Below are 23,238 nucleotides of genomic sequence, written 5' to 3'. Positions count from 1 at the left end.
CATCGTTCACCAGTTGGAAAGCGCCGGGTGTTAAAGACCCTCGCCAACAACAATCAAACTGTAAGAGAAACCCCATGGGACTGTTCAAATCTGACCTGTATCGCAGCTTCGCCGTCGGCTTTGCCGTTGGTGCTGTTCTGGTCGGTTTGAGCGCGACCGACGGGCTGAGCGGCGATTTCGCTAGCCCGGCTCAGGCGGCTGAAATGCAGAAATTTGATCCGGTGCAAGCTTCGAGTGAGTTTATCATCGAGAGCGAATAATGAAGTCTTTTGCCATTCTAGCTGCCAGCGCGGGCCTTGCCCTGGCTGGTTGTTCTTCTCCCGCTGAGGCGCTTGAAAAACCGGTCAATGCGCCCGCTTCCAAGACTATCGCCAAAGAAGGCGCAGGCTTGAAAACCGCCGTCTTTGCTGGCGGCTGTTTCTGGGGCGTGGAAGGCGTCTTCAGCCATGTCAAAGGCGTGAAATCGGCCGTCTCCGGCTATCACGGGGGCAAAGCTTCGACCGCGAAATACAACACCATCATATCTGGCATGACCAATCACGCCGAAGCGGTGCGGATCACCTATGATCCCTATGTTGTGCGCTATGATGAGCTGTTGCAGATTTTCTTCTCGGTCGTGGCTGACCCGACCCTAAAGAACCGCCAAGGCCCTGATGTGGGCGCGCATTATCGCTCTGCCCTGGTCCCGCAAAATGCCGAGCAGCGCCGCGTCGCGCGCGCTTATCTCAAGCAGATGGGTGCATCGGGCAAATGGCGCGGACCGATCGTGACGAAGATTGAGAGCTATAAGAAGTTCTATCCGGCTGAGCGCTATCATCAGGACTTCATGCGCAAGAACCCGCGCCACGGGTATATCGTGCGCTGGGACGCGCCAAAGGTGCGCGCGCTCAAATCCATGTATCCTTCGCAATATCGCGCATCGTTCCTCAGCGACGGCTGACTAGCAACGCAAGTCAAAGGCGCCTATATTGCTACGCATGGCAACAGCGCACGATCACCACTCGCATGAAGAGCACTCTGGCGAAAACCTGATTGAGGCCGCTCAATCGGCGTTGATCGCGGCTGGCGAGCAATGGACCAGCATGCGCGCGGCGGTATTCACCGAGCTTGCCAAACATGAACGGCCAGCCTCGGCCTACGATATTGCCGACAATCTTTCTGCCTCGCGCGGCAAGCGCGTGGCGCCCAATAGCGTATACCGCATCCTCGACCTGTTCGTGAGCAACAATCTCGCGCTTAGGGTTGAAAGCGCGAACGCCTATCTTGCGAACACCCATCCGGGCTGCGCGCATGATTGCATTTTCCTTGTTTGTGATGAATGCGGCGATACCGCGCATATTGATGATGATGAGGTCAGCCGCACTGTTCGAGGCTTGGCCGGCGCCCGCGATTTTCAGACGCGCCGACCGGTGTTGGAGATTCGCGGCCTGTGCCGTGCATGCACCTAAATTGCGGGCAAGCGACAAAGCGTTGCATTTGTCGCATCGAGCGACGATGAAGCGTGCCTCACAAGCGATAAAGCGTTCATCGACAGTTTTGTTTTGAAGGTGTAAGGCTCTTCAAATGACATCTAAGCCCGACACTCCGCTACTCGATACGGTCAACAATCCCGCGCAACTTCGGGAGCTTAAGGCCGAGCAACTCCGCCAACTATCTGACGAATTGCGCGAAGAGATGATCGATGCGGTCAGTGTCTCTGGCGGGCATCTGGGTTCGGGTCTTGGTGTGGTCGAGCTGACCGTGGCGATCCATTATGTGTTCAACACACCGGACGATAAGCTGGTGTGGGATGTGGGCCACCAATGCTATCCGCACAAAATTCTGACCGAGCGGCGCGAGCGCATCCGTACCTTGCGCAGCGGCGGCGGCCTGTCTGGCTTCACTAAGCGGGCGGAAAGCGAATATGATCCGTTTGGCGCCGCGCACTCCTCTACTTCGATTTCAGCCGCGCTAGGCTTTGCCGTGGCGAACAAGTTGAAAGGTGAGCCAGGTCGCGGAATCGCGGTGATCGGCGATGGGGCGATGAGCGCTGGCATGGCCTATGAGGCGATGAACAATGCGGCTCAAGCCGGCAATCGCCTGGTCGTGATCCTCAATGACAATGACATGTCGATTGCGCCGCCGGTTGGCGGGCTGTCGGCCTATCTCGCGCGCATGGTCTCCTCCAGCGAATATCTCGGCCTGCGCAGCCTTGCGAGCCGCGCGGTCAAGAAAATGAGCCGCCGGATGCATCAAGGCATTCGCAAGGCCGAAGAATACACGCGCGGCATGGTGACCGGCGGGACATTGTTTGAAGAGCTCGGCTTTTATTATGTTGGCCCGATCGATGGCCACAATCTCGACCACCTCATCCCAGTGCTGGAAAATGTGCGCGACACATCCGAAGGTCCGGTTCTGATCCATGTGGTGACCACTAAGGGTAAGGGTTACAAATTCGCTGAGGAAAGCGCCGACAAATATCACGGCGTGCCGAAATTTGACGTGGTCACCGGCGAGAAGAAGAAGGGCGCGGCTGGCCCGCCTGCATACCAGAACGTGTTTGGCGACACTCTGGCAAAGCTGGCCGAGACGGACGAGCGCATCTGCGCGATCACCGCTGCGATGCCATCGGGCACCGGGGTAGACCGCTTTGCCACCGCCCATCCAACACGCAGCTTTGACGTCGGTATCGCCGAGCAGCACGGCGTCACCTTTGCCGCTGGTTTGGCGGCGCAGGGAATGCGGCCTTTCGCCGCGATTTACTCAACCTTCCTTCAGCGCGCCTACGACCAAGTGGTGCATGACGTCGCGATTCAGAACCTGCCCGTGCGCTTCGCGATTGACCGGGCCGGTCTGGTCGGGGCCGATGGCGCGACCCATGCGGGCAGCTTCGACATCACCTATCTCGCCACCCTGCCGAATATGGTGGTGATGGCGGCAGCCGATGAGGCTGAGCTCGCGCATATGACCTACACTGCGGCGGAGTATGACGAGGGGCCGATCGCCTTCCGCTATCCGCGCGGCAATGGCGTCGGCGTGCCGATGCCAGAGACACTTGAGAAGCTGGAGATCGGCAAGGGCCGGATCGTCCGCGAAGGCACCAAGGTTGCGATCCTCTCGCTCGGCGCACGCCTGGAAGAGGCGAAGAAGGCCGCCGATCAGCTCGAGGCGAAAGGGCTTTCCACCACAATCGCCGACATGCGCTTTGCCAAGCCGCTCGATGAGGATTTGATCGCCAGACTGATGCGCACGCATGAAGTTGTGGTGACGGTGGAAGAAGGCGCGATTGGCGGGCTGGGCGCGCATGTGCTGACCTATGCCAGCGATGAAGGCCTGACAGACGGCGATAGCGGCACGGCTTTGAAGGTCCGCACGTTGCGCCTGCCCGATACGTTCATCGATCAGGATTCCCCGGACAAGCAATATGACGAAGCAGGCCTCAATGCTCCGCAGATCGTCGATTGCGTGCTGAAAGCGCTGAAGCACAATTCGGCAGGTGTTGCCGACAGTGAGGCAGAAGCAGGCGTGCGGGCTTAGGATTGGTTGGGTTGTCTTTTCGGCATGGCCTTGCTGCAAATAGCTAAGACGTGCGTCGCCTAAATGAAGTGGTTTGGTTCTTTGCTCGCAATCATTCTGCTGGTGGCGGGAACCTATTTCCTATTTTTCGCTGATCGCAAATTCAACTCGTACGACGGCGCAGAATTGGGCATGCTCAGCGGAACTGCTCTCAGCAATCTCGAAGAAAATGGTTGGTCGGCTGTCAACGAAGAAAGCTGTCCAGGGACTAATAGCCTCGTTAAGTTTCGAAGCCCTGACTATGTGTTACTGATCACAACTGACAGCGAATGTCTGATTGAGCGCATAGAACGTCGCCGACGCAAGATCGAGCTTTGACGTCGTTGCTTCAAGATCGATCAAAGTTGTCGATGAGCAAATGCATTGGTGACGACAAGCCATAGATAACGCTAAGGTTTCCCAATGACCCTCCTCCAAACCACCCGCGACGGTCCCGTCACCACCCTCACCATTGACCGTGCGGATACGATGAACCCGCTTGGCGCGCCCGGCGATGGCGATGAATTTCGTGCCGCTTGCGATGCAATCAACCGCGATATGGATGTGCGCTGCGTCATCCTGACTGGGGCGGGCCGCGCCTTCTCGGCGGGCGGCGATATCAAGGCGATGCAGAGCAAGACCGGCACGTTTGGCGGGTCGCCGCCAGCCATATCGGACGGTTACCGCGACAATATCCACCTCATCCTGCGCGCGCTGTACGGCCTGCGCGTGCCTGTGATCACGGCGGTCAATGGCCCGGCGATCGGGCTCGGCTGCGATGTCGCATGCCTTGCCGATATCCGCATCGCCTCCGAAAAAGCAAAATTCGGCGTCACTTTCCTCAAGCTCGGCATTATTCCCGGAGATGGCGGCACGTGGATCCTGCCGCGCGTCATCGGGCAGGCCCGCGCGTCTGAGCTGTTCTACACTGGCGATGTGATCGGTGCGGCCAAGGCGGAAGAGTGGGGCCTCGTCAGCCGCGTTGTCGAACACGATGCCTTGCTGGACGAGGCGCGCGCTCTGGCGAGTAAGGTCGCGGCCATGCCGCCCCATGCCCTGCGCCATGCCAAGATGCTGCTGCGCCAGGGGCAACAGGTCAGCTATGACAGCGCGCTCGAAATGGCGGCCAATACGCAGGCGCTGATGCACACGACACAGGATCACGCAGAGGGTGTGGCCGCCTTGATTGAGAAGCGCTCGCCTGAGTTTAAAGGCGAGTAGCCCGCCATGACGGCTATCCTGATCCGCTTGCTGGTGGTCGGCGCGGCGCTGTATCTGGCGCTGATCATCCTGCTTTGGACCATGCAGGCCAAGATGATCTATCCTGCGCCGCAGGACGCCGCACCGCTGATCCCCGGCTATGAAGAGGTCTCGCTCACGACTGAGGATGGCTTGGCCCTGCGCGCGTTCTATCGTTCCGCGAGCGGCAACCTGCCAACGCTGGTGTACTTTCATGGCAATGGCGGTTCGCTGACCGGGTCGGGCGTGGCCAATGCTGCGCTGGCAGATCGCGGGTTCGGTGTGCTGATGGTTGAGTACCGCGGCTATGGCGGCAATCCGGGTGAGCCATCTGAAGAAGCCCTCTATAAAGACGGCGATGCGGCCATCGCTTGGCTGCGCGCGCTCGGCATACCGGCGGCGCAAACCGTGATTGTCGGCAATTCCATCGGCGGCGGCGTGGCGACAGAAATGGCTCTGCGCCATGATCCCGCAGCGCTGATCCTGGTCTCGCCGTTCACATCCCTGCCAGAGGCAGCAGCGGCGAACCTGTGGTGGCTCCCGGCAAAGCCACTGGTCCGCGATCAATACCGCAATCTTGATAAGATCACGCAGCTCAGCATGCCGGTGCTGGTGCAGCACGGAACGCGGGATGGCCTAATCCCCCAAAGCCAAGGGCGCGCTTTGGCAGAGGCGGCGCCTGATGCTGAGTTTCAGTCTTTCGATGGGTTGGGGCACGAGCTGTCGTTTGTGCGCAGCTCTGGCGAGGCGCGGGCTGATTGGATTCTCAAATTGGAATTGGCGGTTTCTGACGCTAAAGCGGAACCAGTGCTGCCTTAAAACCAGCGCCAGATCCCGGCGGAAATTCCGCCCAGCGGCGTGTGCAGCCAGCTAAGGAACACGAACAGGATCAGCCCGGCGGTCCATGGCAATGCGCCTGCGCCGAGCAGCTTACCCCAACGCGGCCAATAGCTCGTCTTGCTCTCCCACTGGATCCAGGCATCGCCCATTAGAACTTGCTTCTTGCGGTCCTGCATTTTCGCGCCGACCAGCGCCAAAAACCCCATCGACAGCGCGACGATCATCGTGCGCCAAGACCAAAACAGTATGATGTGAGAAAGCGCCCACAGCGCAAAGCTCCACATCATCGGATGGCGCGTGACCGCGAACACACCCCCCGGCTCAGCGCGCGCTTGCTCTTCGGCCATAGGCGTCGGCAAGGCAGGATTGCCGATGTAGGAACCGGCGAATAGGACCAAAGCTGGCAAGGTCAGCGCCGTGGCGATGACCCATCCGATCTCGCCTGATCCGGGCAAACCGCCGCTCGGCGCATCGACAAAGGCGAAATATACCCAAGCGAGCGTTGCCGCACTCACCAGCGAATAGAGGATTTGAAAGCCGACCTTCCCGGTCATGCGCATGAGCCCCGCGCGCAGCGGGTGCGACATGGCAAAATGCGTGCCGACAAAGGCGGCGTTCGCGGCGGCAAGTTCAACCAGAGCGCTGTTCATGCCTCAGAGCCTAACATCGAAACAGCGCGTGCGACAAATCGCCTTATCTATGAGGTGAGTGTCACGGCACAGTTTGTGAGAGTATGCCGGTTGGAATGATGGTCGCTTGCGCTGTGGCTACGTGCTGCGCCTCCTCGCCGCCTTCGCTCCAAACATCCGCGCGAACAACCACTTGACGTTTCCCGGGCTTGATCACCATGCCTTTCGCGCGCAGCCTTGTACCTTTGGCCGGGCGCAGGAAATTGATCGTATAGCTTCCGGTGACAACGTCGCCGACGACAGAAGCCCCCGCCCACGCGCAAGCATTGTCTGCCATCAGTCCGACGATGGCTCCGTGGGCAAAGCCGTGATGCTGAGTCATGTCAGGGCGCAGTTCTAGCGTCAGCTCGCTTTCACCCTGCCACACTTTGATCGGCTCCACGTCCAGCCAATTGCTGAAGCCTGATTTCTTGACTGCGACCGCTTTCATATATGCGATGGCGGCTTCGGGGCTGTCAAATCGGCTTCGGCTCACAGGGCTTCTCCATCATTAAGTCTGTAAAACAGATGTTATGTGCCACTTGCTATGATTTCACGCAAGTCTGATATACAGACGCATCACTGACACCGGCTTTGGGGAATGCCTGTATGAAGACATATCGTGCCTCCCGCGCTCCATGCCCAATTGGCCGTGCAGCGCGGCTGTTGGGAGACCGCTGGATTTTGCTGATCCTGCGAGAGGCGTTTTTAGGCGCTGAAAGATTTGAAGAATTCATTGCCCGGCTTGGCATCAACCGGGCCGCGCTGACGTCGCGCCTTAACATACTGCAAGAAGCGGGGCTGATCACCCGCGAACCCGCGACTGGGAAGCGCGCAATCTACCTGCTTACCGAGAGCGCTTGCGCCTTAGTGCCGCTTTATGGCGAGATGGCCAAATGGGGCGCAGAGCACCTGTTTGATGATGGCGAAGCGGCGGGAAAATGGCCCACTCCATCTGCCTGATTTAGCCGAACGAAATCAACTATTCAGCAATGCCGATCAGCTCTATTTTGAAGATCAGCGTCGCATTGCCCGGAATAGACCTGCTACCCCGAGCGCCATAGGCGAGGTCAGCAGGCACCGCGATTTCAATCGTCTCACCCACTGCCATTTCTGGGATAGCAAGCTGCCATGCCGGGATCAGCCGTGCGAGCGGGAATGTCGCTGGCTCGCCGCGCCGATAGGAGCTGTCAAACACCGTCCCATCGATCAGCGTGCCTTCGTAATGCACCGTAACTGTGTCTGAGACGCTGGGACGGTTCTCGCTGCCATTGTATTCGAGCCAGCGCCAGCGGATGCCGCCGTCGATATAGCGCCACCCATCGGCGGGTTTCAGGCCCAGCAGATATGTTTGCTGCGCGGTGTGCCATGACAGGCTTTGCGCGTCGTCAGCGGCGCTGGTCTCTGGCGCTTCGCTTTGCGCGAAAGCTGGCATAGCGATGAGGAGTGAGGCGCACAGAGCGGCGCTAGCAAGAACCCGGCTCACCAGTCATACGCCTTTGGCAGTCTGGCTCTCATCAAGATCGAGATAGCGCTTGGCTAGCTCGCTCTGATGATTGTCCAGCGGTTGTTCGATACCAGCAATGAACACTCGGCTTGGCACGGAATCGACCTCCAAGGGGTCGCCGTCCCAGATCACGACATCGCCAATTGCGCCTGCCTTCAGGACGCCGAACTTGCCGCCGTGTCCGGCGATCTCTGCCGGAATGGAGCTGATCGTGGCGAAAGCCTGACCCCAGGACAGCCCGCTCGCGCCGGGCACTTTACCCAAAGCCACGAGGTTACCGGCAAATTGTGCGGCGCTGCGCGGATGGCCATCGGTGCCCCCGGACATGCGCCCGATTGCGACCTTTACGCCCGCTGCTGCCATGCGGCCGACATTCGACTGGGTCGCGCCCAATTGTTCAAAGCTTGCAGGCAGATCGTCGAGCGCATCAGCGATCACCGGCACGCGCGCGGCGGCAATTTCACTCGCCACCAGCCAGCCTTCACTTACGCCGACCAGCACCAGATCAAGCTTGGGATAGGTCCGTTTAAGGCCCAGCACATTGCGAATATCCGCTGCGCGTTCGACCTCGACATAGAGCTCCTGCGAGCCATTGATCACCGGCACCAGAGCGGCGGCATCGGCGCGGGTCAGCAGAGTTTCCTCGCCGTCCCACGATCCCCTGGCAAAGGCTCGGGCTTCACGCAGCGCGTTTTCCAGCTCCACATAAGCGGCGGTGCGGCTGCCCCCCGATAGACGCGCGCCTTGCTCGCCAAGGTTGGCCATTTGGAAGGCTCTGGCCTCCATCACCGCATTGGCGTCTGCTCCCAAGTCAATCACTGCGCCTTGTCCGGCAAACAGCGAATTCCCGTGCGCTGGCGTAATCAGTGCGCGGGTAACGCCGCCAGCGCGGCTGACCTTTATGTGCTGAGAGCTGGGGTTGATCGCAGGCGCCACATCGAGCGCGGCATTAAACCGTGCATCGCGCGCAGACCTGTCATTGCTCGCGCCGACCGCGCCTACATCATAGAGGCCTAGGTCGGTGACCGCAGCGACAATGCCCGGGGTGACGAACGCGCCCTGTGCGTCAATCAAAGTCTGGGTTTCAAAGGTCCGGCCTTGGGCCGTGCCCGCATAAACGACTTTGCCGTTTTCAATGACGACCGCGCCGCTTTCGATGGGTTCGCTGCCATCACCTACAACGATTTTTGCATTGTAGATTATCACGTCTTGCGCTGCGGCAGGAGCGGCAAATGCGACGGCGGCACAGGCCACGCTGGTCAAAAGACGCTTCATCATTTCACATCTCCTGCACCGGGCTGGCCAAGTTCAAAATCGCTCACCGGCCTGCGTTTTGGATCATTTGCATCGTAGAGCAGAGCGCCATCAACCCAGACTTTCTCGGGCCGTGAATAGACACTTAGCGGGTCGCCATTCCACAGCACCACATCGGCCATTTTGCCGGGCTCAAGGCTGCCGGTCATATCGTCAATGCCCATGGCTTTCGCCGCGTTTAGAGTGATCCAGCTGATCACGTCAGCATCGCTGATATTGACGCCCATTCGCGCGCCAGCGGCCTGCGCTTTAGCGGCCTCTTGGTTCAAGCGTTGGATTGAGTTTTCATCGTCTGAGTGGATGACCACGCAGGCGCCTTCGCGTTGCAGATAGGCGGCGTTTTGCGGAATGCCGTCATAGCTTTCCATTTTAAAGCCGTACCAATCGGCCCAGATCGCGCTGCACACGTCGTTTTCGCGCAGCAGATCACCGATCTTATAGGCCTCAACCGCGTGGTGAAACGCGGTGACTTTATAGCCCATTTCCTTGGCCATATCCATCACCAGCGCCATCTCATCCGCGCGGTAGCAATGGTTGTGAACCAAGATATCGCCGTTCAGCACGCCGACCAGCGTTTCCTTGCCAAGATCGCGCTTGGGATCATCATTTTCAGCGTAAGCGATCGCATCGAGCCAGGTCTGGCGATTGACCGCGAAATTGCCCATCCGGGTCGAAGGCTTACGCCCGCGCCCGCCGTAAACCCGCTTTGGGTTCTCCCCGCAGGCCATCTTAAAGCCGTAAGGCGCGCCGGGGAACTTCATGCCCTGCACGGTGCGGCTCGGCACGTTTTTGAGCGTGACCGAACGCCCGCCCATCAGATTGGCAGAGCCCGGTAGGATTTGCAGGCTGGTGATCCCGCCATTGGCCATTGCGCGGCTGAAGCCGGGATCTTGCGGCCAGACCGAATGCTCGGTCCACACATCCGGCGTGGTGGGCGCGGTGGCTTCATTGCCATCGCTATGCGCCGGGACGGAAGGGGTGGGATAATCGCCCAGGTGTGAGTGAATGTCGATGATGCCGGGAGTTACGAACTTGTCCGAACCATCCACGACATTGGCGACCTCTGGCGGCGCGGTGGTTGGCCCGCCAACGCTGACAATCTTACCATCGCGAAAATGCACCCAGCCATTGTCGATCCGCCCGCCTGCACCGTCAAAAACCGTAGTCGGGATGATCAAAGTGTCCGCGCCGGGATAAGCGCGGTAGGTCGAGGGGAAAGGCACATTGCCGTCTTCGCCCAAGAACTCCGTGCGCGTATCGCCGGTATTGGCGGCCGAGGCCGATTTAACCGAGCTATCGCCCGAACCGGCCGCCGTGCAGGCGCTGAGCGCAAAAGCGCCCCCCACACCCATGAGAAGCGCTTTTGCTCGCATCATATTACCCCGTTTTCCTATTATTCTGCCGGACGCGTGGCCGGACGAATGCCTGCCTCTTGCGCCTCAAGACCGGCTTCTGCTGCGCCTTCGAGCACAACGTCATCCTGCAATGTATCAAGGTGCATCAAGCGTTTGACCAATGGCGAAATGACCATGACGGCGACGCCAATCCCAACAGCATACCAACCTACAGTTGAGTACACATCCAGCACCAGCTGCTTGCCCGCTTCTTCGCCAACGCCATCGCCGCCTGTCGCTGAAGCGATCAGGCCTGCTGCAAAGTTGCCGGTGGCCGAGGCAAAGAACCAAGTACCCATGATCAGCGATGCCATGTGGCCCGGTGAAAGCCGGTTCATCGCCGACAAGCCAACCGGGCTGAGGCACAGCTCACCAGTGGTGTGTAGCAGGTAAATCAAGAAGATAAAGATCACCGGCGTTGGCACATTGATGCCAGCGGTTTCCGCGCCCCATACAAGCACGAGGAAGCCAAGGCCGACCTGAATAACTGCGAGACCGAACTTCATTGGCGTTGATGGTTCAGCGCCTTTCGATGCGAGCCCTTGCCAAAGCATAGCGAAGATCGGCGCAAGCAAGACGATGTAAATCGCATTGATCGATTGGAACATCGAGGCGTTGACTCCTTGGGTGTCAACATGGCGGTCAGTGAAGACGTTGAGCGACGATCCTGCTTGTTCAAACAAGGCCCAGAACACGATCGACACCAAGATTAGGAACATGGCCGCAAAGATGCGATCGCGCTCTTCTGGAGCCAATTTCGCGACCGCCGTATAAAGCACGTAAAGCACGAGAGCACCACCAAAGATGCCTAGCACCGCGCCAACCAGATCCTGATATTGGATGGCGAGCCAGCACAAGCCTACCATCGCAAGGCCGGCGCCATAGATGGCCCATTCTTTCCCACCAGCAATCTTGGCCGGGTCTTTTGGTTCGCCTTTGCCAAGCAGAAGCGGTTTGCCGACGATGAAGAAAATAAGGCCGATAAGCATACCGACACCTGCGAGACCAAAGCCGTATTCCCAGCCATAGGTCTGGCCTAGGAAGCCGCAGATGATTGAGGCAGTGGCGGCGCCAACATTAATGCCCATGTAGAAAATGGTGTAAGCTGGATCGCGCCGGATGTCCGTGCGCTCATAAAGCTGCCCCACGATCACAGAGATGTTTGCTTTCAGGAAACCTGAGCCGACGATGATCAAGGCTAATGCAAGCCAGAAGACATTGATCATGGGATCATCCTGTCCCCCGCCCCCTTCGAAAGCCATGAAGAAGTGACCGATCGTAAGCAGGACCGCTCCAAACAGCACGGCTTTACGCTGGCCGATGAACTGGTCAGCCAGATAGCCGCCCACAACCGGCGCAATGTAAACCAGCGCGGTGTAGGCGCCGTAGATGACGTAGGCCTTGTCTTCTGCAAACATCCAATGCTGAATGAGGTAGAAAATCAGCAGAGCGCGCATTCCGTAATAGGAAAAGCGCTCCCACATTTCTGCCATGAACAGCAGAAACAGACCCTTTGGATGGCCGATGACCTCCGCCTCGGGGCGAGTGATCAAAACCAAGCCGCCCAGCAGAAAGCCCGCCAAGGCGACTACGGCGATCCAAAACGTCCACATCTCGAACGCAGAATCGAATGTGAAAATTAGCTCATGCATTAGCCAGAGGCCCCTTTGCTTAAATGGTCTAAGCTCCCCCTCCCAAGGGCGCTTCAAGCGGCGCACCCTAGCGCCTGTTTCTCGCCTGTGAAGCCTTAGTTACACGCAAAAGCGGCGCGGCTGGCCGCAAAATTGCAGCGAAAGCGGATTGTTCGGGAACTTGACGCGCATGAGTGTATTATGTCACTGATGCACCTAGCGAGGACCTATGAGCCAAAGTCGACCCGTTTATCTTAAGCTGCGCGATCAAATCGCCGCCGCCATTATCGAAGGCAAATACCCGGAAGGGGAGATGTTGCCATCGGTTAGAGCGCTCGCGGCGGAGCAGGGGGCCAACCCGCTGACAGTCGCCAAAGCCTATCAGCAATTTCAAAATGACGGGCTTGTGGAGGTCCAGCGCGGGGTCGGCATGTATGTCGTAGCTGGCGCGGCCGGGCGGCTGTGTTCGAGTGAGCGCGAGCAATTTTTGCGCGAAGAATGGCCGGAAATTCGTAATCGGATGGAGCGGTTGGGCATTGACCTTGCGGAACTCGCGGACACCTTAGAGGCAAATTAAGCAAATGTGGGGCGAGTGTTTGCTTGCAAATACAATATATTAAACGCTTTAGACTCGCCCATTGAGCAGTTTTGGACTATTCAGTTCGGTAATATTTTGGTGCTGACTTGCAGGAATGGCTCCGCTCTGCCAGTGTGCGTTGCATAGTTCGCAACCCAGCGGGTCGGGGTTAGGCAATAATTTGGGGGAGACCCCGCGGGCGGCGTCGCAAAAAGACGTAGGCCAGGAGTTCGACATGATCAGATCCGAATTGCTCCAAGCGCTGCACAAGGACAACCCTGAGCTGCGCGCTGAAGAAATTGAGCAAGTCGTCGACATTTTCTTTGATGAAATCTCGCAGAGACTCGCCGAAGGCGGCCGGGTCGAGCTGCGCGGGTTCGGGGCGTTTTCCACCCGCGAACGCGAAGCACGTCAGGGTCGCAATCCGCGCACTGGCGAGTCCGTGAGTGTCCCTGCGAAACGCGTGCCCTATTTTAAGGCAGGCAAGGAAATGCGCCGCCGCCTCAACGGCGAGTAAGCAACCACCGACATTGACGGTGTGATGGCCTGCGCTGCTGCGCTGCGCTTCATGCTGCGTCCTGCATTGTTTCCGTTGGAAATTTGCTCTGCAATGCTCGGCGCTTTGCTGGCGCAAGACGCCGTTGATGCCCATGGCTGTTCGCGCATTGCAGCGCGTCAAATCTCTCGCTAGGGCAGCGGCCAAGCGGGTGTGGCGGAATGGTAGACGCCGGGGACTTAAAATCCCCTGATCTTGTGATCGTGCGGGTTCGAGTCCCGCCACCCGCACCACCAAAAATCTCGAAATTTTTGGTTTTAGGCTTTTGGTCGATGACTTCTTCGATCTCCAAGGCGGCTCTGAGTTTGATAGTGCTTTTGCATATTGTTAAAGCCGCGCTAGCTGGACCAGAAATGATGTCCCTAAATCGGAGTTGGATGGTTGGATCGTGAGCAGACCGAAAATTCGGAAGATGGGCTGCTCGCTACATTAATTGAGCACGAGGAAAGCCTTCTGCGGTTCTTGATCGCTCGTACTCGAGACCGTGATCTGGCCGAGGACTTGATGCAGAATGCGCGGGTAAAGCTGCTTGAAAAAGTGGACGATCAGAGCGTTTCTGATCACTTGCCCTATCTCTACCGGCTGCTTGAAAACCTGGTCCGCGATTATCGACGATCCGAGCGGACCCGCGACCAGCGCAACCAAGATTGGGGAGACGGCGGAGAGGGCATAACCGCCCTACGCGCAGACCCAATAACGCCCGAACGCGCTGCAATGGAGCGGGACTATCTCGACCGGGTCCTTGCCGAGTTGGATCACCTGCCTGACCGCACCCGGAGTATCTTTCTGGCTTACCGCGTTGAGGGTGAAAGCCAGAGAGACATTGCCGCTCAAACCGGCATCAGTTTGAGCGCCGTCGAGAAGCATTTGCAACGCGCCTATCGCTTAGTGATGAAGCTGCGTGAGAAATTTGATGCGGGAGTTGGCCGATGACATCGTCTTATGAAGTAGGGGACAAGTCGGCAATGCAAGAAGCGCGTATGCAAGATCAGGCCATCAAATGGCTGCTTAAACAGTCTGACGGCACCATGAAAACTGCCGATTGGGAGGCGTTTACGCTCTGGCTGGAGGAAGACGATCGCCACGCAGCCACTTTTGATGCTGCGGTTGAGGCGGACCAAGATTTGAAGGCGCTTTCCGATATTCAGCACATCGAAGAACCAGAGTTTGCCGAAAGCCCGGTTGCTGCAAATGACAATCCGATTTCTCGTATTCTTCCTTGGGCAATGGTTGCTGCTGCCGTAATGGCAATGGCTGTCTTTGTTTCCCCATTTGGCAGCGGCACCCCGCAGGCAACACTTGTTGCGACAGCGCCGGGTGAAATGAAGACTCTGGCTCTGACTGACGAAATATCGGTCACATTGAATGGGGCCAGCGAAGTCACAATTACCGAGGGAGAACCCACGATTGTGGTCGAACGGGGTGAAGTGGCGTTCGCCATTGATGCCGCCGAACCCACCCGGCTCAGAGTTGAAGCTGCTGACCTCGTGCTCACTGATTACGGAACTGTCTTCAATGTTTCGCTCGACGATGACAACCTGACCGTGTCCGTTGCCGAGGGGATCGTTATTGTGAACCCCGATGGGGATGGCCTTCAGGTCCAGGCAGGCGAGGCAATTGGCAAGTCGCTGGGCAGTGCAGAACTGACCTATCGAGATGTTGAGGCAGAGACTGTCGGTTCATGGCGTGAGGGCCGATTGGAGTTTGATGATACTCCTCTTACGCAAGCGCTTTCACAGATTGAGCGGAGCACCGGATTGAAGATCGAAGCTTCGTCTAGGCTTGCGCAAGCTCGATTGACCGGATCGATCTTGATTCCTCAAGACAGCGAGGCAGAGGCAGGTTTTGTATCTTCGATTGCCAGCTTTGCGGGCGGCAGCGCGAGGCGTGTGCAGGATGGCTGGATCATCGAATAGCTGCTGACGGCAGGTCATCAGGCCAGTCTTGCTTGCAAGATTGCGGTGATTTACTGCGCGGTGATGGGCACCTGGAAACGATTTACTGCGCTTCAGCTGCGGGCTGCAATCGCGACCGCGACCGTGCCGACCATGTTGATGGCGACGCTCGGCGCGCCTCCTGCCGTTGCGCAGGCGCGAGGTCAAATTCAAGTCGATATTCCCGCAGGCCGCCTTTCTAGCAGCATCAGAATTCTCGCTAGGCAATCGGGCCTTAGCATCGCAACGAGTGACAGCGAGATCCGCCGGGTACAAGCTCGCGCTGTTCGTGGCCGCATGTCCCCGGACGAAGCGCTGCGCCGGCTGCTTGACCGAACGCCCTTTCGCGTTGTTTCAATTCGCGGTGGGTACAGGATTGTCCGGCGGCCCGCTATCCAGCGGCCAAGCGCTTCGCCCGCCCCTAGGGTTGCTCCCGTTCAACCACCACCCCCGCCTCCGCCCCCCAAACCCATTATTGTGGAAGGCACGAAAAGAGCGTTTTCCGCTGCCGACTATCCAGGTGGCATCAAATTGGTGGCGACTGACGCACTCGGCTCGCAAGCCGTCGGGCAGACCCTTGATGAGGTTCTTGCAGATGTGCCTGCCGTCAATGGCACAGCGCTGGGATCAGGACGCAATAAGGTGTTTATCCGGGGCATCGCGGACAGCAGTTTCAACGGGCCGACCGAGGCGACTATAGGGCTTTACCTGGGCGAACAGCGGCTGATCTTCAGCGCGCCTAACCCGGATCTTCGGCTCTATGATGTCGAAACGGTCGAATTGCTGGAGGGGCCGCAAGGCACACTATATGGGGCCGGGACGATTGCCGGACTGTTGCGGATTAATCCGAACAGCCCTGACGCTTCGGGTGTCGAAGCAGAGGGCTGGGTGCGGGCAGGAACCACAAGCGGCGCAGGAGAAAGCTGGGAGATTGGAGCCGTCGGCAACCTTCCCATCAGTCAAGATGCCGCTATCCGAGTTGTTGGTTATGGCGGCGAAGACAGCGGGTACATCGACGACCCTTCGCGGCGCATCAGCGATATCAACCAAGAGAAACACTATGGCGGGCGAGCAGCCATCGCTTGGGAAATCGGGCCAGACTGGCAAGTAGAATTAAGCGGATTTGGCCAGCACGTCGAACACCGTGATGGCCAATATATCGACGGCGCGGTTCCGGGTTTGGCGCGCACGGATCTGGTGGGTCAGCCATTCATGGGCCGCATCTATGGCGGCAATCTGACTGTTCGCGGTTATTTGAACGATGCAGAACTGGTCTCTACCACGGGGATCGTTGATCACTATTTGCGCACGGCCTTCGATTCTTCGGCGCTCACAGATGACATGTCGCGTCAGACATTTCGGGAAACCCGGAAAATCCGCCTCCTCAGCCATGAGACCCGGCTCTCTGGCGGCGATACCAGCAGCTTGAGCTGGCTGGTGGGTCTGGGTGCGATCAGCAATCGTGATGGCATGAGCCAGTTGATCGTCAATCTTAATGGTGCCGATCCACCGCCATTCGCCCGGCTTACCTATCGGCTAGACGAATTCGCAGCATTCGGAGAGGCAAGTTACAGCTTCGCATCCGATTGGTCACTTACCGCGGGCGCACGCCTGCTCTACACCGATGCTAGCGCAGAGCGCTCTTTCGCAGATGACGTCGTAAGCGAACCCAGTGATGGCCCGGTCCGCGTGCTGCCAGCGCTTGCAATATCCTACTCGCCGCGTCCCGATTGGATCACTTATGCGCGGTATCAGCAGGGCTTTCGCACAGGCGGCGTCACGATTGAACGGGACGACAATCGCGATCCGAGCAGCACCAGTTTCGATCCGGATCGCGTGCGATCTTATGAAGCCGGTTTTCGCGGCCAGTTTGGGGAATTGAGCCGGTTGCAGCTTGCAGCGGCTGTCTACCACACCAATTGGCGCGATATTCAGGCGGATTTGCTCAATCTAGAAGGGTTTCCGCTCACCCGGAATATCGGAGATGGGACCGCGACCGGCGTTGATGCGAGCGCCACTCTCGATCTTCGTCAGGACTGGCAACTGCAATTCGCAGGGACATGGACCGACACGCAAGTGGATCGCATTCTGCCCGAAGGCCAAACCGTGGAAGTCCAATTCCCCAATGTCCCAGAGTTCTCAGCCTTTGGCGAGGTGTCCAAACGCTGGCGGGCCCGGGGAGACGATGAATTCGGGCTTTCCCTATCTGGTCGATATGTTGGGCGATCCTTCCTGGATATCGATCAGCAGGTCCGCATCGAACAAGGCGACTTTGGTTCGTTAGATGCCGCGGCGTGGTGGACTGGAAAGCACATGGGTGTGCGCTTGGAAGTGCTAAATATGACGGATGCCCGGGGCAATCGCTTTGCGTTTGGCAATCCCTTCACTGTCCGACAAGAAGATCAAGCCACTCCACTGCGGCCCCTTACCGTCCAAATTCAATTCAGCCTGCGCCGCTAAATTCGGCGCTTTTTTTCGCTACTTGTAAATAGTTTGCAAAAAGACGTGCGGGTTTTCGCGCGCAACTCCGTCTCATCATTAGGGCTCCCACTTTCGGATCAACCGCGAGCCCACGAAGACGGAGGATTAGATGCAAATTTCAAGGCGCAATATGATGGCCGGCGCAGCGGCCGGGATTGCGATGACCGGACTGGCGGGCTGCGCGACAGCTTCGTTTGGCAGTCGTTCAAGCTATCTCACCAACATTGTTAATCCGCAAAACAACAACACGGTCTATCATTGGGTCGATATCATCATGCAGCAAGTGCGCGACCAGCGTGTTGCGCCGCCGCGTGCTGCCTACAATTTTGCAGCGCCCATGGTGGCTGGCTTTGCCGCTGCCAACGCCATCATTGGCCGCTATGATATGCCTTACGATTTTGGCGAGGCGCCTAAAGGGGCCGATCCTGAAATCGCCTATGGAGTGGCCTTTGCAACAGCGGCTTCGGAATGTTTCCAGCAGCCATTCTTGTGGGAGCGCAACAGCTTCAAAAACCGCTTCCCAGATGGCGAAGCAAAAGAGCTTGGCATCAAATGGGGGCGCCATGTTGGCATCGCTATCAACAAGATGCGCACCAATGACGGGGCGGAACCGAACAAGGTCAATTACTACCTCGGCCGCTACCCGCGCCGCAAGGATGAGCTAAAATGGACCCCAACCGGCCCATCATATAGCGCCAATCCCGGCCCACAGGTCGGCGCCTATGAACGCGGCCTGTTCCCCGGTCAAGGCGATATCAAGCCTTGGACGATGACCAGTTCATCGCAGTTCCGCGTGCCGGATTTCCCCGATGTTGGGAGCCCGGAATTTGCAGAACAGTTCGAACTCGTCCGTAGGCTGGGTGGAAAAGACAGCACCACTCGCACGGCTGACCAGTCGGAAATCGCCCTGTTCTGGGAAGATGGCCCTTGGGGCATCACGCCGCCAGGTCACTTCCTCTATATCGGGCTGCAAGTGATGCAGGATCGCGGCTTTGATTTCCTCGACCATGCACGCAACTTTGCGCTGATGGGTGCGACCCAGGCGGACGCGTCAATCCAGGCATGGGACAGCAAATATCATCACGATATTGTCCGACCGGAAACCGCGATCAAATTCCGCGGCGAAAGCTTTGGCAATAACGATCCGCGGGTTGCGGCGCAGTCGAATTGGGAGAGCTTTATCCCCACGCCGAACTTCCCGGCCTACACGTCTGGCCACTCAACCTTCGGTGCAGTGGGCGTGGAGATGATCAAATTGCTGATTGGCACAGACGCTGTGACATTCAGCCATGAGAGCCCCGATCAGGTCTTGTGGCCAACCCTCACTGGCAAGGCGCGTCACTTTACCAGCCTCGATCAGGCCGCGCATGAAAACGGTTGGTCCCGGCTTTATGGCGGCGTGCACTGGCTCGAAGATCACGACCAAGCAGATCGCGCCGGACGTCTTATCGCCCGGCACGCGTTCGACAACATGTTCAAAAGAAAGGCTTAGTTTCATGAGCCGAATGATGAAAATCGCGCTGACCAAAGGGTCGGCCCTGACACTGCTTTGCCTGTTTCCAGCCAATGCAATGGCTCAGGACGTTAATCTCAACTATGATCGTCTGTCCTCGCTTGAGGAACCGATCGCATTTGACCTGGGCGATGTCACAGTCGAGGTAACGGGGATTGTCGATACGCCGGTGATCGCCGAGTTCGACAATATCACCGATACTGACAGTGTGGATGTCGAATTCGTCGGCAACTTCCAAATTTCGGCGCAGACTCAATTGGCCAATCGCTGGACAATCGGTGCCGCCTATTTTGGACAATACGCAACGGGCGCAGTCGATGCCTTCGATGGAAGCGATGGCTACACCGACAATGTCGCGGCATTTGTCGGGACAAGCGTCGGAACTGTCCTTGCCGGCAATGTAAACGGGCAGGTGCGTGAACTCACTCGCCGACAACGCGGGGTTGGCAACGGTGTTCTCGCTTTTGACGACTTCTATGGCCAGCTAGACGATTGGGGCGGTGCCTATGTTGGGCGTTTTGGACCATCGGTCATTGGCGCTGTCGTCGATGAAAATGGCGACTTTGAAGTCGGTGCTGCGTTCCAGCGCCCCATCGGTGAGCGGGATATTCGCTTCTCGGGCAGGGTGCGACGATCGAGTTTCCTTGCTGGAGATGGGCTGACCGAATTTGATAGCACTGGTATCGGCGTCGTTGGCGAGCTGGTTTATGGCAGCAGCATCTTCGATCTTGGCGCAGGTTACGAACGGCTCGATAGCGATGCTGTCGATTTGAACCGCTGGTACCTGTCTGCTGGAGCGCAAACCCAACTCGGCCCAGTCCGACTTTCGGGCGAGGCTCATTACGGACAGGCTGCTGGCGATGACGAGATATCCGCTTCTGTGGGCGCGGCCTATGATATTGCGCGGGGTCTCTCCCTCAACCTCGGGCTCAATTACGCGAAAGCGACCGTCGAACAAGGCGGAGTTTTTCTGGTCGAAACCGATGAAGTCAAAGCTATTGCTTCCCTCCGCTTTAGCTTTTGATCAGGGTTGACCAGTTGGAAGCGGGCACCGCCCATTGCCCGCTTCCACTTTCTTCGCTGTCACATATGTGATCAGGCGTCTGGATTGGAATTGGATAAGTAGTCCAATCATTAAAATAGCAGGAACTAAGCTCTGCATCTCATGAGATTTGAGCGTTTAATGCGCCCGCAGCGTGCAACAATGCGTGCCTCTGATTCCCGTTGATTAGGCCCTCGTCGAGGGACCCCTTATGACAACGTTATCCTGCTCTTAACCTGATTTCATCTATCGAGATATTCAGAGCCGCTCCGTGGAAGGGGCAGGCAAGCCAGATGAACTGGCGGACAAGGTCGGAAGCGCAGCATGGATAACGCGGCAAAAACGCCTGAATTTGACGAAGCCACTCCAGAAGTGGTCGATGACCCACGCCGTGCGCAGCGGGTGACTATTCTCATTCGCGCCGCGAAACTGATTTCCGGTCAGGGTGAATTCGTCTGCGTCATTCGTGACGTCTCTGAAATCGGCATCAGCGTCCGTATGTTTCACCGACTTCCCTCGTGTGAGACAATGGAGCTGCATATGCCAAGCGGCGCGATCTATGAGATCCGCACCATTTGGGAACGCGGCAATGAAGCCGGGTTTGAGTTTGCTCATCCAGTCGACGTGGAAAAGCTGGTCGAAGAGGCTGGCGAATATCCCAAGCGGGGTATGCGTCTGGGCATGTATTTCCCGGTCGATGTGGCGACGCTTTCAGGCAAACACGAGGCCTTTGTGGAGAACCTGTCACAGCAAGGCGCACGCTTTGAATGCGAAGGATTGTTCGCAATTGATCAGACTGTGACTCTGGTCGGCGAAGGCCTGAAAGAGGTGCGCGCAAAAGTACGCTGGCGGCGCGACAACCATTATGGCGTCGTGTTTGACGACACTTACACTCTGGGTGAATTCGCGCGTCTCGCCGCTGAACTGCAAGCGCCTGTTCTTCTCAAGCACGACTAAATTCGCGCTACCCCAGGGTTCATATCAGGCCGGGACAAAATCCATCGCAACGCCGTTGATACAGTGGCGCTTGCCGGTGGGTTTTGGCCCATCACCAAAGATATGGCCCAAGTGTCCTCCGCAATCGGCGCAGTGCACTTCGGTGCGCGGATAACCAATCTTGTAATCAGTGGAGGTTCCAACGGCTCCGGGGAGGGCCTTCCAAAAGCTCGGCCACCCGGTCTTGCTGTCGTATTTGGTGGCCGAGGAATAAAGCTTGTTGCCGCAGCCCGCGCAAACGAAAGTGCCTTTGCGCTTTTCCTTGTCGAGCGGTGAAGTGAAGGCGCGCTCCGTGCCAGCCTTGCGCAGAATACGGTATTCTTCGCGGGTCAGCTTCTTGCGCCACTCAGCATCGCTGCGCGTGATGGGGAAGCTTTTAGCTTGCGCTGGCGCAGAACCGCAAGCGGCCAGCACCGGCATTGCCGCGCCTAGGCCGACTAGGCCGAGGAACGTGCGGCGGTGAGAGACAAAGTCTTGTCTTATGTCAGTCATGGCTAAACTCGTCCGATCTAAGAATTGCATCACATTTAGATACGCACGCAGGCGGCAAAAGGTTACATTTCTAGCGAAAAAATCCGCCTAAAATCCGCCTAAAATTCGGTGATTTCGACCTCCAATTTGCGGAAGCCATGGACGAAGTTTGCGCGTACCCGCTCCACATCACCAGCGACATGCACGCGCATGCGGCGTTTGTGCATTTCTTCCAGCAAAACCTTCAGTTGCAATTCGGCCAGGCGCGCCCCGACGCAGCGGTGAATGCCGTAGCCAAAGGCGATGTGCCGCCGCGCATTATCGCGCGTGATATCGAGCTTGTGCGGGTTCTCGAACACGGTTTCTTCGCGGTTTGCGCCGAGATACCACAGGACGACCTTGTCGCCTTGTTTGATGGTCTGACCGAACACTTCGGTGTCCTCGGTGCAGGTGCGGCGCATGTGCGCCAGCGGCGTTTGGAAGCGGATGCATTCCTGCACTGCATTGGGGATCAGTTCGGGCTGTTCTTCGAACAATTTGCGCTGATCAGGAAACTTATCGAACGAATGGACAATGCCGCTCATCGTGTTGCGCGTGGTGTCATTGCCGCCGACGATCAGCAGCACCAGATTGCCCATGAATTCCTGCGGGCTCATCTGGTTCATCGCATCGGAATGGATCATCATCGAGATCAGATCATCGCCGGGCTCTTCTTGCGTTTTTCTGACCCAGAGCTGCTGAAAATAAGCCGCCATTTCGTGCAGGATACCGCGCCGGTATTCGTCGAGCTCGCGGATTGAACCCAGCTCTGTATCGCCTGACCAGTCCGACCAGAAGGTCAGCAAGCGGCGGTCTTCCCATGGGAAGTCGAACAATAGCGCGAGCATGCCTGTGGTGAGCTCAATCGAAACCTTGTCGACCCAGTCAAACACTTCGCCGCGCGGCAGCGAATCGAGCAGTTCGCCCGTCCGCGTGCGGATATCGGTTTCCATTGCGGTCATTGCGCTGGGCGTGAATTTTGGGGCAACTGTGCGGCGCTGTCCGGTATGCTTGGGCCGGTCCATGGCGATGAACATCGGCAGTTCAAACCGCTCTTCCTCAGGCTTCGCTTCTTCTTCTTCTTCTTCTGGTCGTTCCAGAATGGTGATGCCGCCATATTCCCGGCTGGAGGAAAACGCCTCGGGCAGGGCCTCAATGTGCTGGATCGCCTTGTGGCCAACCACCGCCCAATAGGGGCCGTAAGGGCTTTCCGGGATGTAATGCAGCGGGCCTGCGTCCTGCATTTCCTTGAAGATCGGCTGCCAGCGGTCTTCGTAATAGATGTCGGATCGGCTGACGTCCCATTTATGCGGATGCCGCGGACGTTCCTCGGGATGCTTGGCAAAATGCTCCATCAGCGCGTCATGCGCGGTGGGCGACGTGCGCCATTCAGGTGCGGAATTCTGATCGTTCACTGGCGGCGCAATGGTTGCCATGTCTCTCTCCTGTCCGGCGGCTTTGGCCGCTCTGGTGAGGCGCATGGTGCCTTAACTGACAGCAGT

The 23,238-nt window shown here is 57.8% G+C and carries 24 protein-coding genes and 1 tRNA gene; 17 read left to right on the top strand and 8 right to left on the bottom strand.

The genetic code is table 11. The features are described from left to right. Positions 1–74 precede the first annotated feature (74 nt). The 7 genes from AC0V6M_RS04675 (at position 75) to AC0V6M_RS04645 (ending at position 5,592) form a co-directional block, all read left to right on the top strand. Positions 75–260, top strand: coding sequence for a hypothetical protein (locus AC0V6M_RS04675; protein WP_486137697.1), 186 nt, complete (start codon positions 75–77; stop codon positions 258–260). Next, the gene (gene msrA / locus AC0V6M_RS04670) at positions 260–940 is read left to right on the top strand and encodes a peptide-methionine (S)-S-oxide reductase MsrA (RefSeq protein ID WP_486137696.1); all 681 of its coding nucleotides are present in this window, start codon (positions 260–262) and stop codon (positions 938–940) included. Before AC0V6M_RS04675 ends, msrA begins: the two co-directional genes overlap by 1 nt. A gap of 37 nt (positions 941–977) precedes the next feature. Continuing rightward, positions 978–1,448: a Fur family transcriptional regulator gene (locus AC0V6M_RS04665; RefSeq protein WP_486139565.1), complete on the top strand. Its 471-nt coding sequence runs from the start codon at positions 978–980 to the stop codon at positions 1,446–1,448. A gap of 115 nt (positions 1,449–1,563) precedes the next feature. Continuing rightward, positions 1,564–3,516 (top strand): 1-deoxy-D-xylulose-5-phosphate synthase, encoded by a 1,953-nt coding sequence (dxs, locus tag AC0V6M_RS04660; protein WP_486137695.1) that lies wholly within the window; start codon positions 1,564–1,566, stop codon positions 3,514–3,516. Positions 3,517–3,579: 63 nt separating this feature from the next. After that, complete coding sequence (locus tag AC0V6M_RS04655) at positions 3,580–3,873, top strand: hypothetical protein (protein ID WP_486137694.1); 294 nt, start codon at positions 3,580–3,582, stop codon at positions 3,871–3,873. Between the two features lie 84 nt (positions 3,874–3,957). Beyond that, positions 3,958–4,755 (top strand): crotonase/enoyl-CoA hydratase family protein, encoded by a 798-nt coding sequence (locus AC0V6M_RS04650; RefSeq protein ID WP_486137693.1) that lies wholly within the window; start codon positions 3,958–3,960, stop codon positions 4,753–4,755. 6 nt (positions 4,756–4,761) lie between these two features. Then, positions 4,762–5,592, top strand: a complete 831-nt coding sequence (locus AC0V6M_RS04645; protein WP_486137692.1) for an alpha/beta hydrolase — start codon at positions 4,762–4,764, stop codon at positions 5,590–5,592. On the opposite strand, the gene AC0V6M_RS04640 is transcribed toward AC0V6M_RS04645, so the two are convergent. Then, positions 5,589–6,263: an NnrU family protein gene (locus tag AC0V6M_RS04640; RefSeq protein ID WP_486137691.1), complete on the bottom strand. Its 675-nt coding sequence runs from the start codon at positions 6,261–6,263 to the stop codon at positions 5,589–5,591. The two genes, AC0V6M_RS04645 and AC0V6M_RS04640, sit on opposite strands and share 4 nt — an antisense overlap. Before the next feature lie 61 nt (positions 6,264–6,324). Then, positions 6,325–6,777 carry a PaaI family thioesterase gene (locus AC0V6M_RS04635; RefSeq protein ID WP_486137690.1) on the bottom strand — a complete coding sequence of 151 codons (453 nt, stop codon included), beginning with the start codon at positions 6,775–6,777 and terminating at the stop codon, positions 6,325–6,327. Between the two features lie 113 nt (positions 6,778–6,890). On the opposite strand from AC0V6M_RS04635, the gene AC0V6M_RS04630 reads away from it, so the two are divergent. Beyond that, positions 6,891–7,244, top strand: coding sequence for a winged helix-turn-helix transcriptional regulator (locus AC0V6M_RS04630; RefSeq protein ID WP_486137689.1), 354 nt, complete (start codon positions 6,891–6,893; stop codon positions 7,242–7,244). Between the two features lie 19 nt (positions 7,245–7,263). Here the strand turns inward: AC0V6M_RS04630 and AC0V6M_RS04625 are convergent, their stop codons facing one another. The 4 genes from AC0V6M_RS04625 to AC0V6M_RS04610 are packed head-to-tail and all read right to left on the bottom strand — an operon-like array spanning position 7,264 to position 12,148. Next, entirely contained in the window at positions 7,264–7,767 is a 504-nt protein-coding gene (locus AC0V6M_RS04625; protein WP_486137688.1) for an FKBP-type peptidyl-prolyl cis-trans isomerase, read from the bottom strand. A gap of 3 nt (positions 7,768–7,770) precedes the next feature. Beyond that, positions 7,771–9,066, bottom strand: a complete 1,296-nt coding sequence (locus tag AC0V6M_RS04620) for an amidohydrolase family protein (protein WP_486137687.1) — start codon at positions 9,064–9,066, stop codon at positions 7,771–7,773. Beyond that, positions 9,063–10,454, bottom strand: a complete 1,392-nt coding sequence (locus tag AC0V6M_RS04615; RefSeq protein ID WP_486137686.1) for an amidohydrolase — start codon at positions 10,452–10,454, stop codon at positions 9,063–9,065. The genes AC0V6M_RS04620 and AC0V6M_RS04615 overlap by 4 nt, the downstream gene beginning before the upstream one ends. Before the next feature lie 41 nt (positions 10,455–10,495). After that, positions 10,496–12,148: a peptide MFS transporter gene (locus tag AC0V6M_RS04610; RefSeq protein ID WP_486137685.1), complete on the bottom strand. Its 1,653-nt coding sequence runs from the start codon at positions 12,146–12,148 to the stop codon at positions 10,496–10,498. 208 nt (positions 12,149–12,356) lie between these two features. On the opposite strand from AC0V6M_RS04610, the gene AC0V6M_RS04605 reads away from it, so the two are divergent. From AC0V6M_RS04605 to AC0V6M_RS04565, 9 genes are all read left to right on the top strand, one after another. After that, positions 12,357–12,704: a GntR family transcriptional regulator gene (locus tag AC0V6M_RS04605; protein WP_486137684.1), complete on the top strand. Its 348-nt coding sequence runs from the start codon at positions 12,357–12,359 to the stop codon at positions 12,702–12,704. Between the two features lie 235 nt (positions 12,705–12,939). Then, the gene (locus AC0V6M_RS04600) at positions 12,940–13,221 is read left to right on the top strand and encodes an integration host factor subunit beta (protein ID WP_486137683.1); all 282 of its coding nucleotides are present in this window, start codon (positions 12,940–12,942) and stop codon (positions 13,219–13,221) included. A gap of 186 nt (positions 13,222–13,407) precedes the next feature. Beyond that, a tRNA-Leu gene (locus tag AC0V6M_RS04595) sits at positions 13,408–13,493 on the top strand. Positions 13,494–13,641: 148 nt separating this feature from the next. After that, positions 13,642–14,193 (top strand): RNA polymerase sigma factor, encoded by a 552-nt coding sequence (locus AC0V6M_RS04590; protein ID WP_486137682.1) that lies wholly within the window; start codon positions 13,642–13,644, stop codon positions 14,191–14,193. 32 nt (positions 14,194–14,225) lie between these two features. After that, the gene (locus AC0V6M_RS04585) at positions 14,226–15,176 is read left to right on the top strand and encodes a FecR family protein (RefSeq protein ID WP_486137681.1); all 951 of its coding nucleotides are present in this window, start codon (positions 14,226–14,228) and stop codon (positions 15,174–15,176) included. Between the two features lie 495 nt (positions 15,177–15,671). Beyond that, positions 15,672–17,654 carry a TonB-dependent receptor gene (locus AC0V6M_RS04580; RefSeq protein ID WP_486137680.1) on the top strand — a complete coding sequence of 661 codons (1,983 nt, stop codon included), beginning with the start codon at positions 15,672–15,674 and terminating at the stop codon, positions 17,652–17,654. Between the two features lie 130 nt (positions 17,655–17,784). Beyond that, entirely contained in the window at positions 17,785–19,167 is a 1,383-nt protein-coding gene (locus AC0V6M_RS04575) for a vanadium-dependent haloperoxidase (protein ID WP_486137679.1), read from the top strand. Positions 19,168–19,171: 4 nt separating this feature from the next. Then, a complete protein-coding gene (locus AC0V6M_RS04570; protein ID WP_486137678.1) occupies positions 19,172–20,212 on the top strand; it encodes a hypothetical protein in 1,041 nt (346 codons plus the stop codon). A gap of 342 nt (positions 20,213–20,554) precedes the next feature. After that, a complete protein-coding gene (locus AC0V6M_RS04565; protein WP_486137677.1) occupies positions 20,555–21,187 on the top strand; it encodes a PilZ domain-containing protein in 633 nt (210 codons plus the stop codon). A gap of 24 nt (positions 21,188–21,211) precedes the next feature. On the opposite strand, the gene msrB is transcribed toward AC0V6M_RS04565, so the two are convergent. Together msrB and AC0V6M_RS04555 are read right to left on the bottom strand one after the other, a co-directional pair. After that, positions 21,212–21,718, bottom strand: coding sequence for a peptide-methionine (R)-S-oxide reductase MsrB (gene msrB / locus AC0V6M_RS04560; protein WP_486137676.1), 507 nt, complete (start codon positions 21,716–21,718; stop codon positions 21,212–21,214). A 98-nt stretch (positions 21,719–21,816) separates the two neighbouring features. Continuing rightward, positions 21,817–23,172: a cytochrome P450 gene (locus tag AC0V6M_RS04555; protein WP_486137675.1), complete on the bottom strand. Its 1,356-nt coding sequence runs from the start codon at positions 23,170–23,172 to the stop codon at positions 21,817–21,819. Between the last annotated feature and the right edge of the window lie 66 nt (positions 23,173–23,238).

Source organism: Erythrobacter sp. JB3-1 (assembly GCF_057364995.1).
This window is presented reverse-complemented; position numbering and strand designations above follow the sequence as displayed.

Bases quoted from the DNA above. Each gene is read 5' to 3' on its own strand.
- AC0V6M_RS04675 (WP_486137697.1), top strand. From the start codon at position 75: ATGGGACTGTTCAAATCTGACCTGTATCGCAGCTTCGCCGTCGGCTTT.
- msrA (WP_486137696.1), top strand. From the start codon at position 260: ATGAAGTCTTTTGCCATTCTAGCTGCCAGCGCGGGCCTTGCCCTGGCT.
- AC0V6M_RS04665 (WP_486139565.1), top strand. From the start codon at position 978: ATGGCAACAGCGCACGATCACCACTCGCATGAAGAGCACTCTGGCGAA.
- dxs (WP_486137695.1), top strand. From the start codon at position 1,564: ATGACATCTAAGCCCGACACTCCGCTACTCGATACGGTCAACAATCCC.
- AC0V6M_RS04655 (WP_486137694.1), top strand. From the start codon at position 3,580: ATGAAGTGGTTTGGTTCTTTGCTCGCAATCATTCTGCTGGTGGCGGGA.
- AC0V6M_RS04650 (WP_486137693.1), top strand. From the start codon at position 3,958: ATGACCCTCCTCCAAACCACCCGCGACGGTCCCGTCACCACCCTCACC.
- AC0V6M_RS04645 (WP_486137692.1), top strand. From the start codon at position 4,762: ATGACGGCTATCCTGATCCGCTTGCTGGTGGTCGGCGCGGCGCTGTAT.
- AC0V6M_RS04640 (WP_486137691.1), bottom strand. From the start codon at position 6,263: ATGAACAGCGCTCTGGTTGAACTTGCCGCCGCGAACGCCGCCTTTGTC.
- AC0V6M_RS04630 (WP_486137689.1), top strand. From the start codon at position 6,891: ATGAAGACATATCGTGCCTCCCGCGCTCCATGCCCAATTGGCCGTGCA.
- AC0V6M_RS04620 (WP_486137687.1), bottom strand. From the start codon at position 9,066: ATGATGAAGCGTCTTTTGACCAGCGTGGCCTGTGCCGCCGTCGCATTT.
- AC0V6M_RS04615 (WP_486137686.1), bottom strand. From the start codon at position 10,454: ATGGGTGTGGGGGGCGCTTTTGCGCTCAGCGCCTGCACGGCGGCCGGT.
- AC0V6M_RS04610 (WP_486137685.1), bottom strand. From the start codon at position 12,148: ATGCATGAGCTAATTTTCACATTCGATTCTGCGTTCGAGATGTGGACG.
- AC0V6M_RS04605 (WP_486137684.1), top strand. From the start codon at position 12,357: ATGAGCCAAAGTCGACCCGTTTATCTTAAGCTGCGCGATCAAATCGCC.
- AC0V6M_RS04600 (WP_486137683.1), top strand. From the start codon at position 12,940: ATGATCAGATCCGAATTGCTCCAAGCGCTGCACAAGGACAACCCTGAG.
- AC0V6M_RS04585 (WP_486137681.1), top strand. From the start codon at position 14,226: ATGCAAGAAGCGCGTATGCAAGATCAGGCCATCAAATGGCTGCTTAAA.
- AC0V6M_RS04575 (WP_486137679.1), top strand. From the start codon at position 17,785: ATGCAAATTTCAAGGCGCAATATGATGGCCGGCGCAGCGGCCGGGATT.
- AC0V6M_RS04570 (WP_486137678.1), top strand. From the start codon at position 19,172: ATGAGCCGAATGATGAAAATCGCGCTGACCAAAGGGTCGGCCCTGACA.
- AC0V6M_RS04565 (WP_486137677.1), top strand. From the start codon at position 20,555: ATGGATAACGCGGCAAAAACGCCTGAATTTGACGAAGCCACTCCAGAA.
- msrB (WP_486137676.1), bottom strand. From the start codon at position 21,718: ATGACTGACATAAGACAAGACTTTGTCTCTCACCGCCGCACGTTCCTC.
- AC0V6M_RS04555 (WP_486137675.1), bottom strand. From the start codon at position 23,172: ATGGCAACCATTGCGCCGCCAGTGAACGATCAGAATTCCGCACCTGAA.